Consider the following 14,400-nt stretch of genomic DNA (forward strand, 5'->3'; position numbering starts at 1 on the left):
GAGGGGGAGATGGCCGGCAGGCCAGAGGGGGATGCCTCGCATTCCTGCATTCAGGAAAGGCCCTGCTGCGCATGAGCCAGAATCAGCCAACCCCCAACGTCATCTCTCCCAGCGTCGAGGAGCCGATCGAAGGCCTGCCGCCGGGTTTCGGCGAGGGCATTGCTGGAAAAATCGCCTTCTGGATCGCGGTGGCGTTCTCGGCCTTCCAGCTCTACACCGCCGCCTATGGCGCGCTGCCGAGCCAGGTGGTGCGCGCCATGCATGTCGGCTTCCTGCTGCTGCTCGGCTTCGCGCTGATTGCCAATCTGCGCGCCAAGACGACGGCGGGAAAAGCCTGGTTCTGGCTGCTTGGCATCGTCGGCTTCCTCACCGGCATCTACAACTGGGTCGAATATGTGCCGCTGATCCAGCGCAGCGGCTTCCTTACCCACGTCGATCTCTTTGTCGGCGTGGTGCTGATCGCGCTGGTGTTCGAAGGCGCACGGCGGCTGATGGGCCTGCCGCTCACCATCATCGCGGGGCTATTTCTCGCCTACTGCTTCTTCGGCAATTATTTGCCCGATCCCTTTGTGCATCGTGGCTATAGTTTCGATCAGATCATCGAAAACTTCGCCTATGGCACAGAGGGCATCTACGGCACGCCGATCTATGTTTCGGCGGCTTACATCTTCATCTTCGTCGTCTTCGCCGCCTTCCTCGAACGCGCCGGCATGATCGCGCTGTTCAACGATTTCGCGCTCGGGCTCGTCGGCGGCTGGCGCGGTGGGCCGGCGCAAGTCTGCATCCTGTCGTCGGCGCTGATGGGCACGATTTCGGGCTCCGGCGTTGCCAATGTCGTGGCCAGCGGCCAGTTCACCATCCCGCTGATGAAGCGCTTCGGCTTCCGTTCGGCTTTTGCCGGCGGTGTGGAAGCGACATCGTCGATGGGCGGGCAGATCATGCCGCCGGTCATGGGCGCGGTCGCCTTCATCATGGCAGAGACGCTGAACGTGCCCTATGCGGCCGTCGTCAAGGCCGCGATCATCCCGGCGATCCTCTATTTCGGCGCCTGTTTCTGGCAGGTGCATCTCGAGGCTGGCAAGGCCAATCTGCGCGGCATGGACAAGGCAACGCTGCCCAACCCATGGCAAGCGGTGAAGCAGCATTGGCCGCTGGTGCTGCCGCTGGCGGCACTCGTCTATCTGCTCTTTGCCGGCTACACGCCCATCTTTGCCGGCACGATGGGCTTGGCGCTGACTGTCGTGCTCATTCTCGGCACGCCGCTGGCAGCACTCATCGGCCCGTTCGCCTTCCGCGTCGTGTTCTGGATCGCGCTTGGACTGGCGGCAGCGGCCTTCATGAAATTCGGCGTCAACATCCTGGCGCTGGTCATCGGCGCGCTGGTCATCGCCTGCGCGCTGTTCAAGGGTGGTCGCGAGACGCTGGTGATCTGCATCGACTCGCTGGCCGAAGGCGCCAAGAACGCGCTGCCGGTTGGCATCGCCTGCGCCATCGTCGGCATCGTCATCGGCACGCTGACGCTGACCGGCATCGCCTCGACCTTCATAGGCTGGATCATCTCCATCGGCGAGAACAACCTGTTCCTGTCGCTGGTGCTGACCATGCTAACCTGCCTCGTGCTCGGCATGGGCATCCCGACCATCCCCAACTACATCATCACCTCGTCGCTGGCCGGCCCGGCGCTGCTGGAACTCGGCGTGCCGCTCATCGTCAGCCACATGTTCGTCTTCTATTTCGGCATCATGGCCGACCTGACGCCGCCGGTTGCGCTTGCAGCCTTTGCCGCAGCACCCATGGCCAAGGAATCCGGCCTCAAGATCGGCATTCAGGCGACGAAACTCGCGGTCGCCGGTTTCGTCGTACCCTTCATGGCGGTCTACACGCCGGCGCTGATGCTGCAGGATGCCGGCCCGATGGCGGCTGCCTACGGCTATCCCGTCGAGGTCGTCTACATCGTCTTCAAGGCCTGTCTCGGCATCGGCCTGTGGGGTGCAGCGGTCGTCGGCTTTCTGGTCGTGCGCATGGCGCTGTGGGAGCGCCTGATCGCATTCGCGGCCGGCGTCCTGCTGGTCGTCGCACTGCCGCTGACCGACGAGGCCGGCTTCGCACTCGCTGCTTTGTGGATCGGCTGGCACTGGTGGCGGGCGCGCAAGGCGGGTGACGCGCCTGCACCGGCATGAGCCTCTGTATCCTCGCCGCCGGCAAGGTCACGGTAATGGCGGCGACCGCCTTCACGCTGTCGTGGACCCACTCGGTCCAGAAGACGCGTTGGGAGGAGGATTGGCGGGTAACGCCAGCCGGGCTCGAAATCGTCGAGGCGCGTATCAAGGGTTCGGGCGCTGGCATGGAGCCGCCCGCGGATGCCGTGCTGAAGGATGGCTGGTGGGTCTATGCGCCGAAGCTGCCGGCGCGGCCGGAGCTTATGCTTGCCGCTTCAGGCGCGACGGGCGAGGGCTGGTCGCTGTGTGCGAACGGCCAATGCACCGTTATCGGCGCTGCCGCAGGCGCGCCGGTAACGATCAGGCCGTGTGAACAATCTGCTCAATGAAATGCAGCGCGGCGAGCGCAGGCAGGACCGGGTCCGCGCATGTAGTGACGCTCCGGGCGGTAGGTCGGCGCGACGAATTCGCGGAGCGCTACTGCGTAGTTGGTGATGCGGTGCCAGAGTGCCATTTTCTTACTTTCCAGTCCCTCGGATGTCCCTTCCGAATATGGACGCGATTGTTAGGCTATTGTCGTGAATAGACGGTGAATGCGATGTTAACTTCTTCACAAAACCGGCCCCGATCATGGCCGAAAAGCGTTGGTTTGGCGGTGTTTTTCCGGCAGCCGTCGTGATTCCACCAACTGTGCCTTTTGCGCCACATATTTTGCGTTGAATCGGCCGACCGCGCAAAAGCTTACCTGCATCGGTGCGAGACCAAGTTTTTCCGTTTCGATGACGATTTGACGGAACCGCGCCCGTATCGGCACGTTGGCTAATGGACCGGGGAGACCCGGCTGAGGGAGCACCGGTTCGACCGGCCTCCTTCGAACACGAGCACACATGCTCAAAAACTTCCCACATCAACGTGAAACAGGAAGGGCCAAAACCATGGGCTTTTTTTCGAAAGACATCAAAACACTCGACGATCTTTTCGTGCACACGCTGCAGGACATCTATTACGCCGAAAAGCAGATCGAGAAGGCATTGCCGAAGATGATCGACAAGGCAACGAACGCCGACCTCAAGGTTGGCTTCCAGAAGCATCTCCAGGAAACCAAGGGCCATATCGAACGCGTCGAGCAGGTTTTCGAGATGCACGGGGTCACGGCCAAGGGGGTCAATTGCCCGGCCATTGACGGCATTCTGGAAGAGGCCGACGAGGTCAGCGGCGACATCGACGACAAGCAGGTTCTGGACGCGGCGCTCATCGCTTCGGCTCAGACTGTCGAGCACTACGAGATCACACGCTACGGCACCTTGGCCGCCTGGGCCAAGCAGCTTGGCCGCGACGACTGCGCCGCCGTGCTGGTGAAGAACCTCAGGGAAGAGGAAGCGACCGACAAGAAGCTGACGACGCTTGCCGAGGGCAACATCAACCTTCAGGCTGCCGAGTAGTTTTGAGGCGCGTGGTTTACTCCGGCAATTCGCCGGCAGGTAAAGCGACCGTCATCCCGGGCGGAGCATGAGCGAAGCGAATGCGAAGACCCGGGACCCATTCCGGAATTTCAACGTCACGGAATGAGTCCCGGTTAACCTTCGCTCCGCTACGGCTTCCGGGATGACGCTGAGCTTTTTGCCTTAACCGAGAGCTTTTTGCTTAACCAAGAAAAGCCTTCTCGAATTCCCTTTTGCCACTTGGCGAAAACACCACCGCCCGGCTTTCAGCGTCGCGCCGCGCCCATTTCTCGGCAAGGATCTTGTCGAAGATCGCGGCACCCAGCGTGCCGGCCAGATGCGAACGCCGTACGCTCCAGTCGAGGCAGGCGCGGCAGACCTGCCGGCGGGATTTCTTCAGCGTTTCCGGTTCGATGCCGACTGCCTGGAAATAACCGGCGCAGGCCTTTCCCATCGTGATCTTGTCGCCGTCGCGAATGAGTATCTTGCGCGCCAGGAACCCGTCCAGCATCGCCACGGCGTGGTCGCCGGCGAGGTGGTCGTAACAGATGCGCGCTTCCCGCATCGTCGCGTCGCGCGGGCCGGGGCGCACGCGCTGCGGCCCGGACGTGGCGGCCACGCCCATGATCGATTCCAGCATGCCGGCCACCTGCGTGCTGGCGAGGCCGTAATAGCGGTGGCGGCCTTGTGCCGCGAGTGAAAGCAGCCCGCCCTCCATCAGCTTCGACAGATGCGAACTCGCCGTCTGCACGGTGACGCCGGCTTCCAGCGCCAGCTCACTGGCAGTCAGCGCGCCGCCGCCCATCAGCGCTGTCAGCATGTTGGCGCGGGCCGGGTCGCCTACGAGGCTGGCAATGCGCGCTATGTCTGGACCGTTCTTCATAGTTCGATGCTAGTCGAAGCATTGATGCGCTGCAAGCTGTATTCTCCGTTGCATGACGATGGAGAAGAACATGACCGATACCGCCCTTCGAGACGCTGCGAATTTGGAGCAACCCGAGAGGCCCGGCTCTGCCTTCGCGCCATTTCTCCGTTGCTGCCGTTGCATCGTTTCCCTCTACGAGCGCTGGCTTCAGCGCCAGGACCTTGCCGAACTCGAGGATCACCTGCTGCGCGACATCGGCATCTCGCCGCACGAAGTGGCGCGCGAATGCGCCAAGCCGTTCTGGCGGCGCTGAGCATGACAGATCGACCGACCGGATGTTTCGATGAAGATCGAACCATTCCCCTCCCGCAATCATGAGGAAAGAAAAATGACCATCACCTGTTTCATCCGCTACGAGATCGACCCGTTCGGCAAGGCCGATTTCGAGCACTATGCGCGCAACTGGGGTCAGGCGATTCCGCGCTGCGGTGCCGATCTCATCGGCTATTTCGCGCCGCATGAAGGCTCGGCAACGACGGCCTACGGCGTCTACAACATCGAAAACCTCGCTGCCTACGAGGCTTACCGCGCCCGGTTGACTGCCGACCCGCTCGGGAGAGAAAATTACGCTTTCGCCAAGGAGAAAAAATTCATCCGCCGCGAAGACCGCATCTTCCTGAAACTGGCCTCGGGGCCGCACGCCGCAAAGGTCTTGCCATGATCGCAGTCATCTTCGAAGTCACGCCCGCGGAAGGCAAGCGCGACGCCTATCTCGGCATCGCCGGCAACCTCAAGCCGCTGCTGGAGAGCATGGACGGCTTCATCTCGGTCGAGCGGTTCCAGAGCCTGACCAATCCCGACCGCATGCTGTCGCTGTCGTTCTGGCGCGACGAGGAAGCGGTGAAGGCGTGGCGCAACACCGAGGAGCACCGGCAGGCGCAGAAGGCCGGGCGCGGCGGGGTTTTTGAAGGCTACCGCCTGCGCATCGCCCATGTCGTGCGGGATTATGGGTTGGATGAGCGGGCGGAAGCGCCGGCGGATAGTTTGGTGGTGAATGGGTGACGATGCGTCCGCGATTGAAATCGCCACTGTCGCATTCCTTCGCGCCCCCTCTGGCCTGCCGGCCATCTCCCTCACAGGTGGGGAGATCAGCTTTCATACCCGCTTTCGCCAACCTTCAGCATTGCAGAATGGGCGATGTAGGCGAAACCGCTAATCTCCCCACCTGTGGGGGAGATGGCCGGCAGGCCAGAGGGGGGCAACGTAGGGCGCGACAAAGTCGAGAAAGCTACAAAATCTTCCGCCTCAAGCATTCCCGATCAGCACGCCCGCCGCCAGCACCAGCGCGCCGCCGAGCACGACCTGCAGCGTGGCGCGCAGCCAGGGTGTTTCCATGAAACGGTTCTGGATGAAGACGATGGCCCAGAGTTCGATGAAGACCACGATCGCGGCGATCGTCGTTGCCGTCCAGAAGTCGGTAATCAGATAGGGCAGGGCATGCCCGAGCCCGCCGATCGCCGTCATGATGCCGGAAGCCAACCCCCGGATGATCGGCGAGCCGCGCCCGGAAATCTTGCCGTCATCATGCGCTGCTTCGGTGAAGCCCATGGAAATGCCGGCACCCACCGAGGCCGACAGGCCGACCAGAAACGTCTGCCATGTGTCGCCCGTGGCAAAGGCTGCGGCGAAGATCGGCGCCAGCGTCGAGACCGAACCATCCATCAGGCCCGCCAGCCCTGGCTGCACCATGGTCAGGATGAATTGCCGTCGCTCGGTCGCGGCCTCCTGCGATTTCACGTCGTCGGTCAGATGCTTGTGGCCAAGCCGCACCGCCAGCGACTCATGCACCTTTTCAGCCGCCGCAAGGTCGCCGAGCAGCTTGCGCGTCGAGGCGTCGGAGGTGCGCTTTATCGCCTCGATGTAGAAGCGGTAGGCCTGGTCCTCCATCTGCTCGGCCATGGCGCGCACCTTGTCAAGGCCGAGCGGGCGCACGAGCCAGTCGGGCTTGCGCTCATACCAGCCGCGCACATGCTCGCGCCGGATCAGCGGAATGCGTTCGCCGAAGCGTTTGCGGTGCAATTCGATCAGCACGGCGCGATGGCCGTCCTCCTCCTCCGCCATTTCCTCGAACACCTTGGACGAGTCGGGATATTGCTCTGCGAGGCCGTCGGCATAGGCGCGGTAGATGCGCGCGTCGTCTTCTTCCGACGAGATTGCAAGCGCCAGGATTTCCTGTTCCGACAGGGATTCGAAGGGGCGGCGGCCAAAGCCGAAAACACGGGAAAGCATGAGTGCAAATACCTAGTTTAGAATAGTTCTAAACTAGGATTATGTCCCGCCGTGGTCAATGGCCGAGGCAGCGTGGGCCGCCGCGACAAAAAAGCAGCCCTCGGTCTTTTTATAGCCATACCTTCACCTATATAGGCTAAGCTATACTCATAAGAAGGACGTCCCGATGTCGGCCAGGAAGCAGCCTCTCGATCCCAAGCCCGTGCTCGAACTCATCGCCAGCATCGAGTCCGATCTCGAACGCCTCAAGGGCATGCTCCAGCCGCCGGCACAGAAATTCGACCCCGCCGACCCGCGCAACAAGACCTGCGACGGCAAGCTGACCGCCGACGGCGTCGAATGCTGCTATCGCCTGTTCGACGAGGGCAAGAGCCGCTACTCGGTGGCGCAGGCGATGAAGATTTCCTTCGCTGCCGCCACGCACCGCCTCAACGCATGGCGCAAGGCCGGCGGCGACAAGCGCAAGAGCGTGCTTTTGGGGTGAGGAGCGGTCCGCGTAGCGGACGAAAAGCCAACGATTCGGCTTTTCGAGCGACGAACGCCCGGAGCCATAGCGGAGGACAGGGGCGGCATCGAGCTAAAACATAATCACCGTCGGGACGTGGGCGGCTGGCCGTGTCCCGACAGGATTTGCGCGGCACCGGCCATCCCGTCCCTGAATGCGTCGTCGAAGCCGACACCCCGGACCTGCCATTGATAGGTCTTGGCCTCGGCGGCAAGCCGCCAATCCACGACCCAGCCGAGCGCGCCGTCGCTCCAGACCATCGAGCCGGCAAGAGCCATGCCGCCATCCGCCTTCGCTGATTGATTGAGCTTCGCGATATCGGCCTTCAGAAATGTGGTGGTGGTGAGGGCGGCTTTCATCATTTCCGCCTGTGTGGGCAGTTCCATCGTCAGCCCAAGCTTTTCAGCGGCAGCGGCAAGCGAGAACCGCATGTCCGCGTCGCTTGCGCCGCGGCTGTCGGCGGCGAGAATTGCTTCCGCGCCTTTCCGATTGCGGACGCTCAGGAAGACGACGATGCGCGGTCGCTCTCCAATCCAAGGCTCGCGGCCGAGGGTCTTCAATACAGCGTCTATCTTTTCCCTGTCGAACTCGGATGTCAGGTCGTGCGGGCGGTCGTAGCTGCCCTGCTCGTCGTGGATAGGAATGCCCGACAGGCGGTCGCGGTAGGAGAAGCTGGAGATGAACGCGCCCGCTTGTTTCGCCAGTTCCGCAACGCGGGGGTCGTCACGCAGGCGCGGGTCGCCCGAAACCTTCACCAGAACGTCGCTCAGGCATTGGCTGAAGCCAAGCGCGCGCCGTGCTTCGCCTGTTCCGCTGACGACGGCCTTCGTCTGGTAAAGATCGTTTTCGGCAGCTCGCGCCGGCACAGGCAGAGCGAACGCCAAAACCAACACCAGCGCGAGAAATCTTGAAGCGCGGTATCGCATCTTCGACGCTCCATTCAGTCCAGCGTCCGCCGGAAGCGGAACAAGGCCAGCCCCGCGAACAGGAACACGAACAGCACCAGCGCGCTGACCTCTCCCGCAATGGCTTGAAAATCAGCGCCCTTGAGCATGACCGCCCGCACGATGCGCAGGAAGTGGGTGAGCGGGAAAATCTCGCCCAGAACCTGCGCCCAGTCCGGCATGCCGCGATAGGGGAACATGAAGCCCGACAGGAGCAGCGACGGCAGGAAGAAGAAGAAGGTGAGCTGCATCGCCTGCATCTGCGTGCGTGCCATGGTCGAGATGGTGTAGCCGAGCAGCACCAGCGACAGCACGAACACCAGCACGGCCGACAAGAGCAGCGACAGCGAACCGATGAAGGGGATCGCAAACAGCAGCTTGGCCGCCACCAGCACCACCGCCACCTGCACCGCGCCGACCACCAGGAAGGGCAGCACCTTGCCCAGCATGATCTCGGCCGGGCTTGCCGGCATAGCCAGCAGGTTTTCCATCGTGCCGCGTTCGGTCTCGCGCGTCAGCGCCATAGAGGTCATCATCACCATGGTCATCTGCAGGATGACGCCGAGCAGGCCGGGCACGATGTTGTATTGCGAGATGCCTTCAGGATTGTAGCGCTTGTGCACGACCACCTGAAGCTGGGTCTTGGCGGTCTCGGCGGCCTCGGCCTGCATGCCCTGTTCGCGCAGCAACGCCTGGCTTGCAACCGTGCTCAGCGTCGAAACCGCGCCGCTCGCTGCTGATGGGTCGGTGGCGTCTGCCTCGATCAGGATTTGCGGGCTGTCGCGCCGCTCGACGCGCCGCGCAAAGTCCGACGGAATGGTGACGACGAAAGAGACAGCGCCCTTGGCCATCAGTTCTTCGGCCTCCTCAGCACTCTGCGCGACATAGTCGAAGCGGTAATAGTCGGTCATCTGCAGCGCCGACACCATAGCGCGGGTGTACTGGTCGTTGCTGGTGGCGACGAGGGCCGCCGGCAGGCTCTTCGGATCGCTGTTGATGGCGAAGCCGAACAGCACCAGCTGCATCAGCGGCACGCCGAGCATCATGGCGAAGGTGATGCGGTCGCGGCGCATCTGGATGAATTCCTTCATCAACAGCGCGCCGAGGCGGGCGAAGGAAAACACCGCGTTCATGCCATATTGTCCTTCGACCCGGCCATGAACTGGATGAACACGTCCTCCAGGCTGGTTTCGCCCGGCTCGACCTTGGTGTCCTTGCGCGCCTTGATCTCCTTCAGGGACGCTTCGAGCAGCTTGCGGTCGGAGCCGACGACATGCAACGTCGTGCCGAAAGGCGCGACCTGCTCAACGCCGGGCTTACCTTCGAGCGCTGCGGCGACCTCGTTCAGCCTCGGCCCGCTGACCACGAATGTCGACAGCCCCGCATTAGCGATCACCTCGTCCACCGTGCCGGTGGCCAGCAGTTTGCCGTAGGAGATGTAGCTGATGCGATGGCAGCGCTCGGCCTCGTCCATGTAGTGGGTCGAGACCAGCACGGTCAGGCCGTCGCGCGCCAGCCGGTGGATTTCGTCCCAGAATTCGCGCCGCGCCTTGGGGTCGACGCCGGCGGTCGGCTCGTCGAGCAACAGCAGCTTCGGCTTGTGCATGATGCAGGCGGCGAGCGCCAACCGCTGCTTCCAGCCGCCCGAGAGCGTGCCGGCCAGCTGGTCGCGCCGCGTCGTCAGCCCCAGCTCTTCCAGCGTGCGGGCGACATGCTCTTCCACAGGCTGAAGCTGGTAGAGCCTTGCGACGAATTCGAGGTTTTCGCCGATGGTTAGGTCTTCGTAGAAGGAGAATTTCTGGGTCATGTAGCCGACCTCGCGCTTGATCTTCAGGCTGTCCGTCAGAAGATCGTAGCCGAGCACCTGGCCGTCGCCCTCGTCGGGCGTCAGCAACCCGCACATGATGCGGATGGTCGTGGTCTTGCCCGAGCCGTTCGGCCCGAGAAAGCCGACGATCTCGCCCTCGGCCACGCTCATCGTCACATGATCGACGACGGTTTTGGTGCCGAAGCGCTTGACGAGGTTGTGGACTTCGATGGCGTTCATTGTGGTTCCCACGAGGGGAGTAGGGGAATAGGCGAGTGAGGGAGTAAGAGTAATTTTGACATCGCTTCCATCCGATCGAACCTTCCCCTACTCCCCTACTCCCCTACTCCCCTACTCCCCTACTGCCCTAAACTCACATCCACGATCTGCCCCGGCTGCAGAGGCGTCGCATCGCCCTCCGGCCGCGCTTCGACGAGGTAGACCAGCTTCTGGCGCGTCTCCAGCGAGTAGATGACCGGCGGCGTGAACTCAGGGTCGGGTGAGACGTAGCTCACCCGTGCCCTCAAATCCGGGCGGCAGCCGTCGCAGCGCACCGACAGCTCGGTGCCGATCTTGACCGACGAGAACTGGCCTTCCGGCACATAGACCTTCAGCTTCACCGCCCCGTCGGGCAGCATGGAAATCACCGGCGCGGACGGTCCGGCGACATCGCCCGGATTGCGAATGACGTCGCTGACGCGGCCCGGTGCAGGCGCTTCGATGGTCCGCTTGGAAAGCTGCCAGCGCGCCTGCTCGAGTTTGGCTTGCGCGACCTTAACCGCATTCTCCGCAGCCTTGATCGTCTCGGGCCGTGCCGGCAGGCGGCCGACTGCAAGATTGGCCGTGCTCTGTCCGATCGCCGCTGCCGCGACCTCCATTTTTGTCGTCGCATCGTCAAGCTGCGCCTGCGTGGCGACACCGCGCTTGGTCAGGTCCTGTGTTCGGCTCAACGTGCGCTGCGCGTCGTCGGCCTGCGCCTTGGCCGATTGCACGGTCGCCTCCAGCACGGCGATTTCCTCGGGCCGCTTGCCGATCTGCAGGTCGGCAAGCTCGGCCTGCGCCTGGGCGAGTGCGGCTTCCGCCTGCGCCACCGCGATCTTCGCGTCGGCGTCTTCCATAAGCGCGATCGGCTTGCCGGGCTCGGCGCGGTCGCCGCGTTTCACCGCGATAGAGCGGACCTGCGCCACCTCGATCGGGGCCAGCAGAACATAGTCGCCCTCGACATAGCCGACGGCCAGTGGCGCTTCGCTCGCGCAGGACGAAAAGAGCGATGCCGCAAGAGGGATGGCGCAAAGAAAGCTCATGGCTTCCTGCCTTTCCGGGAGTTCAGGATTGCATCGAGATTTTGGCCGGCGACTGCCGCGATCTTGGCCGCGTCCGCCTGGCCGATTTCAGGCCAGCCCATACGCCTCTTCACGGCCTCGCGACCGATGCGGAAATAGACGACCTGGCCGATCAGGGTGAAGACGACGAGCTTGGTCTCCTCGCCCTCGGCGGGTTCTCCGGTGGCCGCCTCCCACATCGCGCAAAGCCGCCGGTGGGTCGGTTCGAACACGCCGCTGTAGATGCGGTCCAGCGCTGCCGTCGGATGGGCAAGTTCGCGCAGCAGAAACTGCACGATCTCGCCTGCTTCGGGCTGGACGACCACGAAGGCGACCATACGTTCAAGGGCTGCCCGAAGCTGGGCATGTGCGGCTTCCGGCGTGATCTTTGTCCCGCTCGCAGCTGCGAAATTGCCGAGCGCCTGGCCGGCAATGCCCTGAATGGTGGCGACGATATAGTCGGCGGCTGCCGTCCTCAGCCCCTCCTTGCCGCCGAAGTGATAGGCGATGGAGCCGATATTGGCGTTGGCCTGGGCGGCGATTTCGCGCGTCGATGTGCCCTCGAAGCCCTTGGCGCCGAAAAGCGTCAGGGCGGCGCGAATGAGCGCGGTCCGCGTCTGGTCGGCGGACGGGGAGGACGCCGGCAGCGCTGGAATGTCTTTTGGTCGTCTGTTCATGAAAACAATTTAATCAATCGAATGATTAAAGTCAATACGGCTTGCCCCGGAGGGCCGGGTAGGCTTTATTCTCGCGCCATGGCCAAGGAAATCGAACGCAAATTCCTGGTGACTGGCGAAGGCTGGCGTGCCTTGGCCGAGGCTGCCGTCTCGATCCGACAATTCTATCTCGATGCCGAGCCTGATCGCTCGGTGCGCGTGCGCATCCGCGAAGGCGCGGCACTTCTCACGCTCAAATTCGGGGTCCATGCCCGCATCCGCGACGAGTTCGAATATACGATCCCGCTGGCGGATGCGGAGGAAATGCTGGACTTTGCCGTCGGATGCGTCGTGGAAAAAACGCGCTACAATGTCCGCCATGGCGGGCATCTCTACGAGGTCGACGTCTTTGGCGGCGATCTGGCCGGGCTGGTCGTGGCGGAGCTCGAAACGCCGGAGGATGTCCCGAATAGTGCGTTGCCCGCCTGGCTTGGCCGCGAAGTGACCGGGCAAACGGAATTCTACAACGCTTCGCTGGCGTTGCACGGCCGGCCGGGAGAGGTTGCATGACGTTTCGCATCGATCCGCGCCTGCCGCTCACCGCCGAGATACGGCGCATCGCCACCGAGGAAATCGGCACGGCGATGGAGGACCTTGCGGCGGCTCGTACCGAGCCGGAGGTCAAGCTTCACCATTCGCGCCGCCGCTTCAAGCGCTTGCGCGCGCTGTTCCGGCTGGTGCGGGATGCGGACGAGGATTTCTGCCGCAGCGAAAATGCCCGTTATCGCGATCTTGGCCGCAGCCTGGCTGGAGCGCGCGAGGCGACCGCGCTGATCGAAACGATCGACCGGCTGGTCAAGGCCTTTCCGCAGGACACCGCCTATAACGCGCTTGCCGGCCCGCGCGGCATCCTCGTCGCGCGCCGCGCTGCGATCTCGACCAATGGCGCCGGACTGGAGGCCGATATCGACGAGGCGCTCGCCGACTGCGAACGCGGGCGCATGGCCCTTGGCACTTTCGTGCTGCCATACGAGCCGGAGGCTGCCGCCGACCTCCTTGCCGACGGTGCCCGCAAGGCTATGCGGCAGGCGTCGCGCGCGCTCGAAAAGGCGCAAAGGCATGGCGCGGCGGAAGATTTCCACGAATTGCGCAAATGCGTGAAGACGCACTGGATGCATCTTCTGCTGCTGCATGCCTTCTGGCCGCGCCCGCTGAAACCGCGCCGCAAGGCGGTGGACGAGCTGGGCGAGCGGCTTGGCGAACTGAACGACCTTTTCGTGCTGCGCCGGCTGGTCGACGAGGAAGGCAAGGCGCTGGGCAATGGCAGGGAACTGGCGCTGCTGCGCCGGCTGATCAAGCGCTCCGAGAAGGCGCTGAAGAAGGAAACCTTGCGCGAAGCCGCGCGGCTTTTCGACGACGCGCCGAACAAGACGGTCCGCCGGATCGTGAAGAATTACCAGGCCGGGGCTGATGAAGAGCGCCCCGCGACAGGCCAATGACGGGGCCGAGGGACACGCTGCTCGATCGGATCGGTCATTGGCTGGCCGGCCGGCTGCAGCAGGAATCTTCGGGCTATCAGCCTTACACGCCGTCCGATCCCGAAACGCTGCGACGCGTGCTGGAGCCCGGCGATATCCTGCTCATCGAGGGCAACCAGCGGATTTCGGCCGTTATCAAATATCTCACCCAATCGACCTGGTCGCATTCGGCCTTCTATGTCGGTGACGCGCTGCCTGAACCTGAGGACGGCTCGGAGCGGCCGCGCCTGATCGAGGTCAATCTCGGTGAGGGTTGCGTGGCGGTGCCACTGTCGAAATACCGCACCTACAACACCCGCATCTGCCGCGCCCGCGGGCTGACGCCGGACGACCGCAGCAAGGTTGTCGCGTTCATGATCGAGCGACTCGGCCTGAAATACGACCTGAAGAACATCACCGACATGTTGCGCTATTTCATGCCGACGCCGCCCATACCGGTGCGCTGGCGCCGGCGGCTGATAGCCTTCGGGTCGGGCGATCCGACCCGTGCCATCTGCTCGTCGATGATCGCCGAAGCCTATGGCCAGATCCGCTACCCGATCCTGCCCGAAATCACCCGCGCCCCCGGCCGCGCCTCGGCACAGTCGACCTATATGCGCCAGGAAATCCTGCACATCCGCCATCACTCGCTCTACACCCCGCGCGACTTCGACCTGTCGCCCTATTTCCAGATCGTCAAGCCGACGCTGGAATATGGTTTTGACTACAAGACGGTGACCTGGGGTGATGAACAGCGGCCGGTCGAGGAAGAACCGGCGGCGGCTGCGGAGGCGAGCCGCCGGGACATTACCGCCGCGAAATTGCCGTAGCGCTTAAGCCTTTCCGGCTCACATAGTATCGCCCCTCATCCGCCTGCCGGCATCTTCTCCCGTA

18 protein-coding genes are annotated in these 14,400 nt (G+C 63.2%); 10 read left to right on the forward strand and 8 right to left on the reverse strand.

What is annotated here, in order from left to right; all coding sequences use genetic code 11:
* The first annotated feature begins 71 nt into the window (after positions 1-71).
* Both G6N74_RS23865 and G6N74_RS23870 read left to right on the forward strand, forming a co-directional pair.
* Positions 72-2,180, forward strand: a complete 2,109-nt coding sequence (locus G6N74_RS23865) for a TRAP transporter permease (RefSeq protein WP_165120511.1) — start codon at positions 72-74, stop codon at positions 2,178-2,180.
* Complete coding sequence (locus G6N74_RS23870; RefSeq protein WP_165120512.1) at positions 2,177-2,548, forward strand: DUF1850 domain-containing protein; 372 nt, start codon at positions 2,177-2,179, stop codon at positions 2,546-2,548. Before G6N74_RS23865 ends, G6N74_RS23870 begins: the two co-directional genes overlap by 4 nt.
* Here G6N74_RS23870 and G6N74_RS31270 read toward each other — a convergent pair.
* A complete protein-coding gene (locus tag G6N74_RS31270) occupies positions 2,542-2,673 on the reverse strand; it encodes a hypothetical protein (RefSeq protein WP_091917298.1) in 132 nt (43 codons plus the stop codon). The genes G6N74_RS23870 and G6N74_RS31270 overlap by 7 nt on opposite strands.
* A gap of 421 nt (positions 2,674-3,094) precedes the next feature.
* Between G6N74_RS31270 and G6N74_RS23875 the strand changes: the two genes are divergently transcribed.
* On the forward strand, positions 3,095-3,601 hold the full coding sequence (locus G6N74_RS23875; RefSeq protein WP_165120513.1) for a YciE/YciF ferroxidase family protein: 507 nt from the start codon (positions 3,095-3,097) through the stop codon (positions 3,599-3,601).
* Between the two features lie 202 nt (positions 3,602-3,803).
* On the opposite strand, the gene G6N74_RS23880 is transcribed toward G6N74_RS23875, so the two are convergent.
* Positions 3,804-4,484 carry an ArsR/SmtB family transcription factor gene (locus G6N74_RS23880; protein WP_165120514.1) on the reverse strand — a complete coding sequence of 227 codons (681 nt, stop codon included), beginning with the start codon at positions 4,482-4,484 and terminating at the stop codon, positions 3,804-3,806.
* A gap of 70 nt (positions 4,485-4,554) precedes the next feature.
* Between G6N74_RS23880 and G6N74_RS23885 the strand changes: the two genes are divergently transcribed.
* The 3 genes from G6N74_RS23885 (at position 4,555) to G6N74_RS23895 (ending at position 5,528) form a co-directional block, all read left to right on the forward strand.
* Positions 4,555-4,779 carry a DUF1127 domain-containing protein gene (locus tag G6N74_RS23885; protein WP_165120515.1) on the forward strand — a complete coding sequence of 75 codons (225 nt, stop codon included), beginning with the start codon at positions 4,555-4,557 and terminating at the stop codon, positions 4,777-4,779.
* Positions 4,780-4,854: 75 nt separating this feature from the next.
* Positions 4,855-5,187, forward strand: a complete 333-nt coding sequence (locus G6N74_RS23890; RefSeq protein ID WP_165120516.1) for an NIPSNAP family protein — start codon at positions 4,855-4,857, stop codon at positions 5,185-5,187.
* Positions 5,184-5,528: an antibiotic biosynthesis monooxygenase family protein gene (locus tag G6N74_RS23895; protein ID WP_165120517.1), complete on the forward strand. Its 345-nt coding sequence runs from the start codon at positions 5,184-5,186 to the stop codon at positions 5,526-5,528. The genes G6N74_RS23890 and G6N74_RS23895 overlap by 4 nt, the downstream gene beginning before the upstream one ends.
* A 243-nt stretch (positions 5,529-5,771) precedes the next feature.
* Here G6N74_RS23895 and mbfA read toward each other — a convergent pair whose 3' ends face one another.
* A complete protein-coding gene (mbfA, locus tag G6N74_RS23900) occupies positions 5,772-6,755 on the reverse strand; it encodes an iron exporter MbfA (RefSeq protein ID WP_165120518.1) in 984 nt (327 codons plus the stop codon).
* 166 nt (positions 6,756-6,921) lie between these two features.
* Between mbfA and G6N74_RS23905 the strand changes: the two genes are divergently transcribed.
* The gene (locus G6N74_RS23905; protein ID WP_165120519.1) at positions 6,922-7,239 is read left to right on the forward strand and encodes a hypothetical protein; all 318 of its coding nucleotides are present in this window, start codon (positions 6,922-6,924) and stop codon (positions 7,237-7,239) included.
* A gap of 104 nt (positions 7,240-7,343) precedes the next feature.
* On the opposite strand, the gene G6N74_RS23910 is transcribed toward G6N74_RS23905, so the two are convergent.
* The 5 genes from G6N74_RS23910 to G6N74_RS23930 all read right to left on the reverse strand — a co-directional run bounded on the left by G6N74_RS23910 (position 7,344) and on the right by G6N74_RS23930 (position 12,010).
* Positions 7,344-8,153, reverse strand: coding sequence for a DUF2066 domain-containing protein (locus G6N74_RS23910; RefSeq protein WP_312857915.1), 810 nt, complete (start codon positions 8,151-8,153; stop codon positions 7,344-7,346).
* Positions 8,154-8,200: 47 nt separating this feature from the next.
* Complete coding sequence (locus tag G6N74_RS23915; RefSeq protein WP_165120521.1) at positions 8,201-9,337, reverse strand: ABC transporter permease; 1,137 nt, start codon at positions 9,335-9,337, stop codon at positions 8,201-8,203.
* Complete coding sequence (locus G6N74_RS23920) at positions 9,334-10,251, reverse strand: ABC transporter ATP-binding protein (RefSeq protein ID WP_165120522.1); 918 nt, start codon at positions 10,249-10,251, stop codon at positions 9,334-9,336. Before G6N74_RS23920 ends, G6N74_RS23915 begins: the two co-directional genes overlap by 4 nt.
* 119 nt (positions 10,252-10,370) lie before the next feature.
* Positions 10,371-11,315 (reverse strand): HlyD family secretion protein, encoded by a 945-nt coding sequence (locus G6N74_RS23925; RefSeq protein WP_165120523.1) that lies wholly within the window; start codon positions 11,313-11,315, stop codon positions 10,371-10,373.
* Positions 11,312-12,010 (reverse strand): CerR family C-terminal domain-containing protein, encoded by a 699-nt coding sequence (locus G6N74_RS23930; protein ID WP_165120524.1) that lies wholly within the window; start codon positions 12,008-12,010, stop codon positions 11,312-11,314. Before G6N74_RS23930 ends, G6N74_RS23925 begins: the two co-directional genes overlap by 4 nt.
* 78 nt (positions 12,011-12,088) lie before the next feature.
* On the opposite strand from G6N74_RS23930, the gene G6N74_RS23935 reads away from it, so the two are divergent.
* The 3 genes from G6N74_RS23935 to G6N74_RS23945 are packed head-to-tail and all read left to right on the forward strand — an operon-like array spanning position 12,089 to position 14,336.
* Complete coding sequence (locus tag G6N74_RS23935; RefSeq protein WP_165120525.1) at positions 12,089-12,559, forward strand: CYTH domain-containing protein; 471 nt, start codon at positions 12,089-12,091, stop codon at positions 12,557-12,559.
* Positions 12,556-13,488: a CHAD domain-containing protein gene (locus G6N74_RS23940; RefSeq protein WP_165120526.1), complete on the forward strand. Its 933-nt coding sequence runs from the start codon at positions 12,556-12,558 to the stop codon at positions 13,486-13,488. The genes G6N74_RS23935 and G6N74_RS23940 overlap by 4 nt, the downstream gene beginning before the upstream one ends.
* Complete coding sequence (locus G6N74_RS23945; RefSeq protein ID WP_165120527.1) at positions 13,485-14,336, forward strand: C40 family peptidase; 852 nt, start codon at positions 13,485-13,487, stop codon at positions 14,334-14,336. The genes G6N74_RS23940 and G6N74_RS23945 overlap by 4 nt, the downstream gene beginning before the upstream one ends.
* Positions 14,337-14,400: the final 64 nt, after the last annotated feature.

The sequence above is a fragment of the Mesorhizobium zhangyense genome (genome assembly GCF_011045115.1).
GTDB lineage: Bacteria > Pseudomonadota > Alphaproteobacteria > Rhizobiales > Rhizobiaceae > Mesorhizobium_M > Mesorhizobium_M zhangyense.

Excerpts from the sequence above, each read along its gene's own strand:
- G6N74_RS23870 (WP_165120512.1), top strand. The coding sequence starts at position 2,177 with ATGAGCCTCTGTATCCTCGCCGCCGGCAAGGTCACGGTAATGGCGGCG.
- G6N74_RS23890 (WP_165120516.1), top strand. The coding sequence starts at position 4,855 with ATGACCATCACCTGTTTCATCCGCTACGAGATCGACCCGTTCGGCAAG.
- G6N74_RS23875 (WP_165120513.1), top strand. The coding sequence starts at position 3,095 with ATGGGCTTTTTTTCGAAAGACATCAAAACACTCGACGATCTTTTCGTG.
- G6N74_RS23920 (WP_165120522.1), bottom strand. The coding sequence starts at position 10,251 with ATGAACGCCATCGAAGTCCACAACCTCGTCAAGCGCTTCGGCACCAAA.
- G6N74_RS23880 (WP_165120514.1), bottom strand. The coding sequence starts at position 4,484 with ATGAAGAACGGTCCAGACATAGCGCGCATTGCCAGCCTCGTAGGCGAC.
- G6N74_RS23915 (WP_165120521.1), bottom strand. The coding sequence starts at position 9,337 with ATGAACGCGGTGTTTTCCTTCGCCCGCCTCGGCGCGCTGTTGATGAAG.
- G6N74_RS23925 (WP_165120523.1), bottom strand. The coding sequence starts at position 11,315 with ATGAGCTTTCTTTGCGCCATCCCTCTTGCGGCATCGCTCTTTTCGTCC.
- mbfA (WP_165120518.1), bottom strand. The coding sequence starts at position 6,755 with ATGCTTTCCCGTGTTTTCGGCTTTGGCCGCCGCCCCTTCGAATCCCTG.
- G6N74_RS23940 (WP_165120526.1), top strand. The coding sequence starts at position 12,556 with ATGACGTTTCGCATCGATCCGCGCCTGCCGCTCACCGCCGAGATACGG.
- G6N74_RS23865 (WP_165120511.1), top strand. The coding sequence starts at position 72 with ATGAGCCAGAATCAGCCAACCCCCAACGTCATCTCTCCCAGCGTCGAG.
- G6N74_RS23930 (WP_165120524.1), bottom strand. The coding sequence starts at position 12,010 with ATGAACAGACGACCAAAAGACATTCCAGCGCTGCCGGCGTCCTCCCCG.
- G6N74_RS23905 (WP_165120519.1), top strand. The coding sequence starts at position 6,922 with ATGTCGGCCAGGAAGCAGCCTCTCGATCCCAAGCCCGTGCTCGAACTC.
- G6N74_RS23945 (WP_165120527.1), top strand. The coding sequence starts at position 13,485 with ATGACGGGGCCGAGGGACACGCTGCTCGATCGGATCGGTCATTGGCTG.
- G6N74_RS23895 (WP_165120517.1), top strand. The coding sequence starts at position 5,184 with ATGATCGCAGTCATCTTCGAAGTCACGCCCGCGGAAGGCAAGCGCGAC.
- G6N74_RS31270 (WP_091917298.1), bottom strand. The coding sequence starts at position 2,673 with ATGGCACTCTGGCACCGCATCACCAACTACGCAGTAGCGCTCCGCGAA.
- G6N74_RS23885 (WP_165120515.1), top strand. The coding sequence starts at position 4,555 with ATGACCGATACCGCCCTTCGAGACGCTGCGAATTTGGAGCAACCCGAG.
- G6N74_RS23935 (WP_165120525.1), top strand. The coding sequence starts at position 12,089 with ATGGCCAAGGAAATCGAACGCAAATTCCTGGTGACTGGCGAAGGCTGG.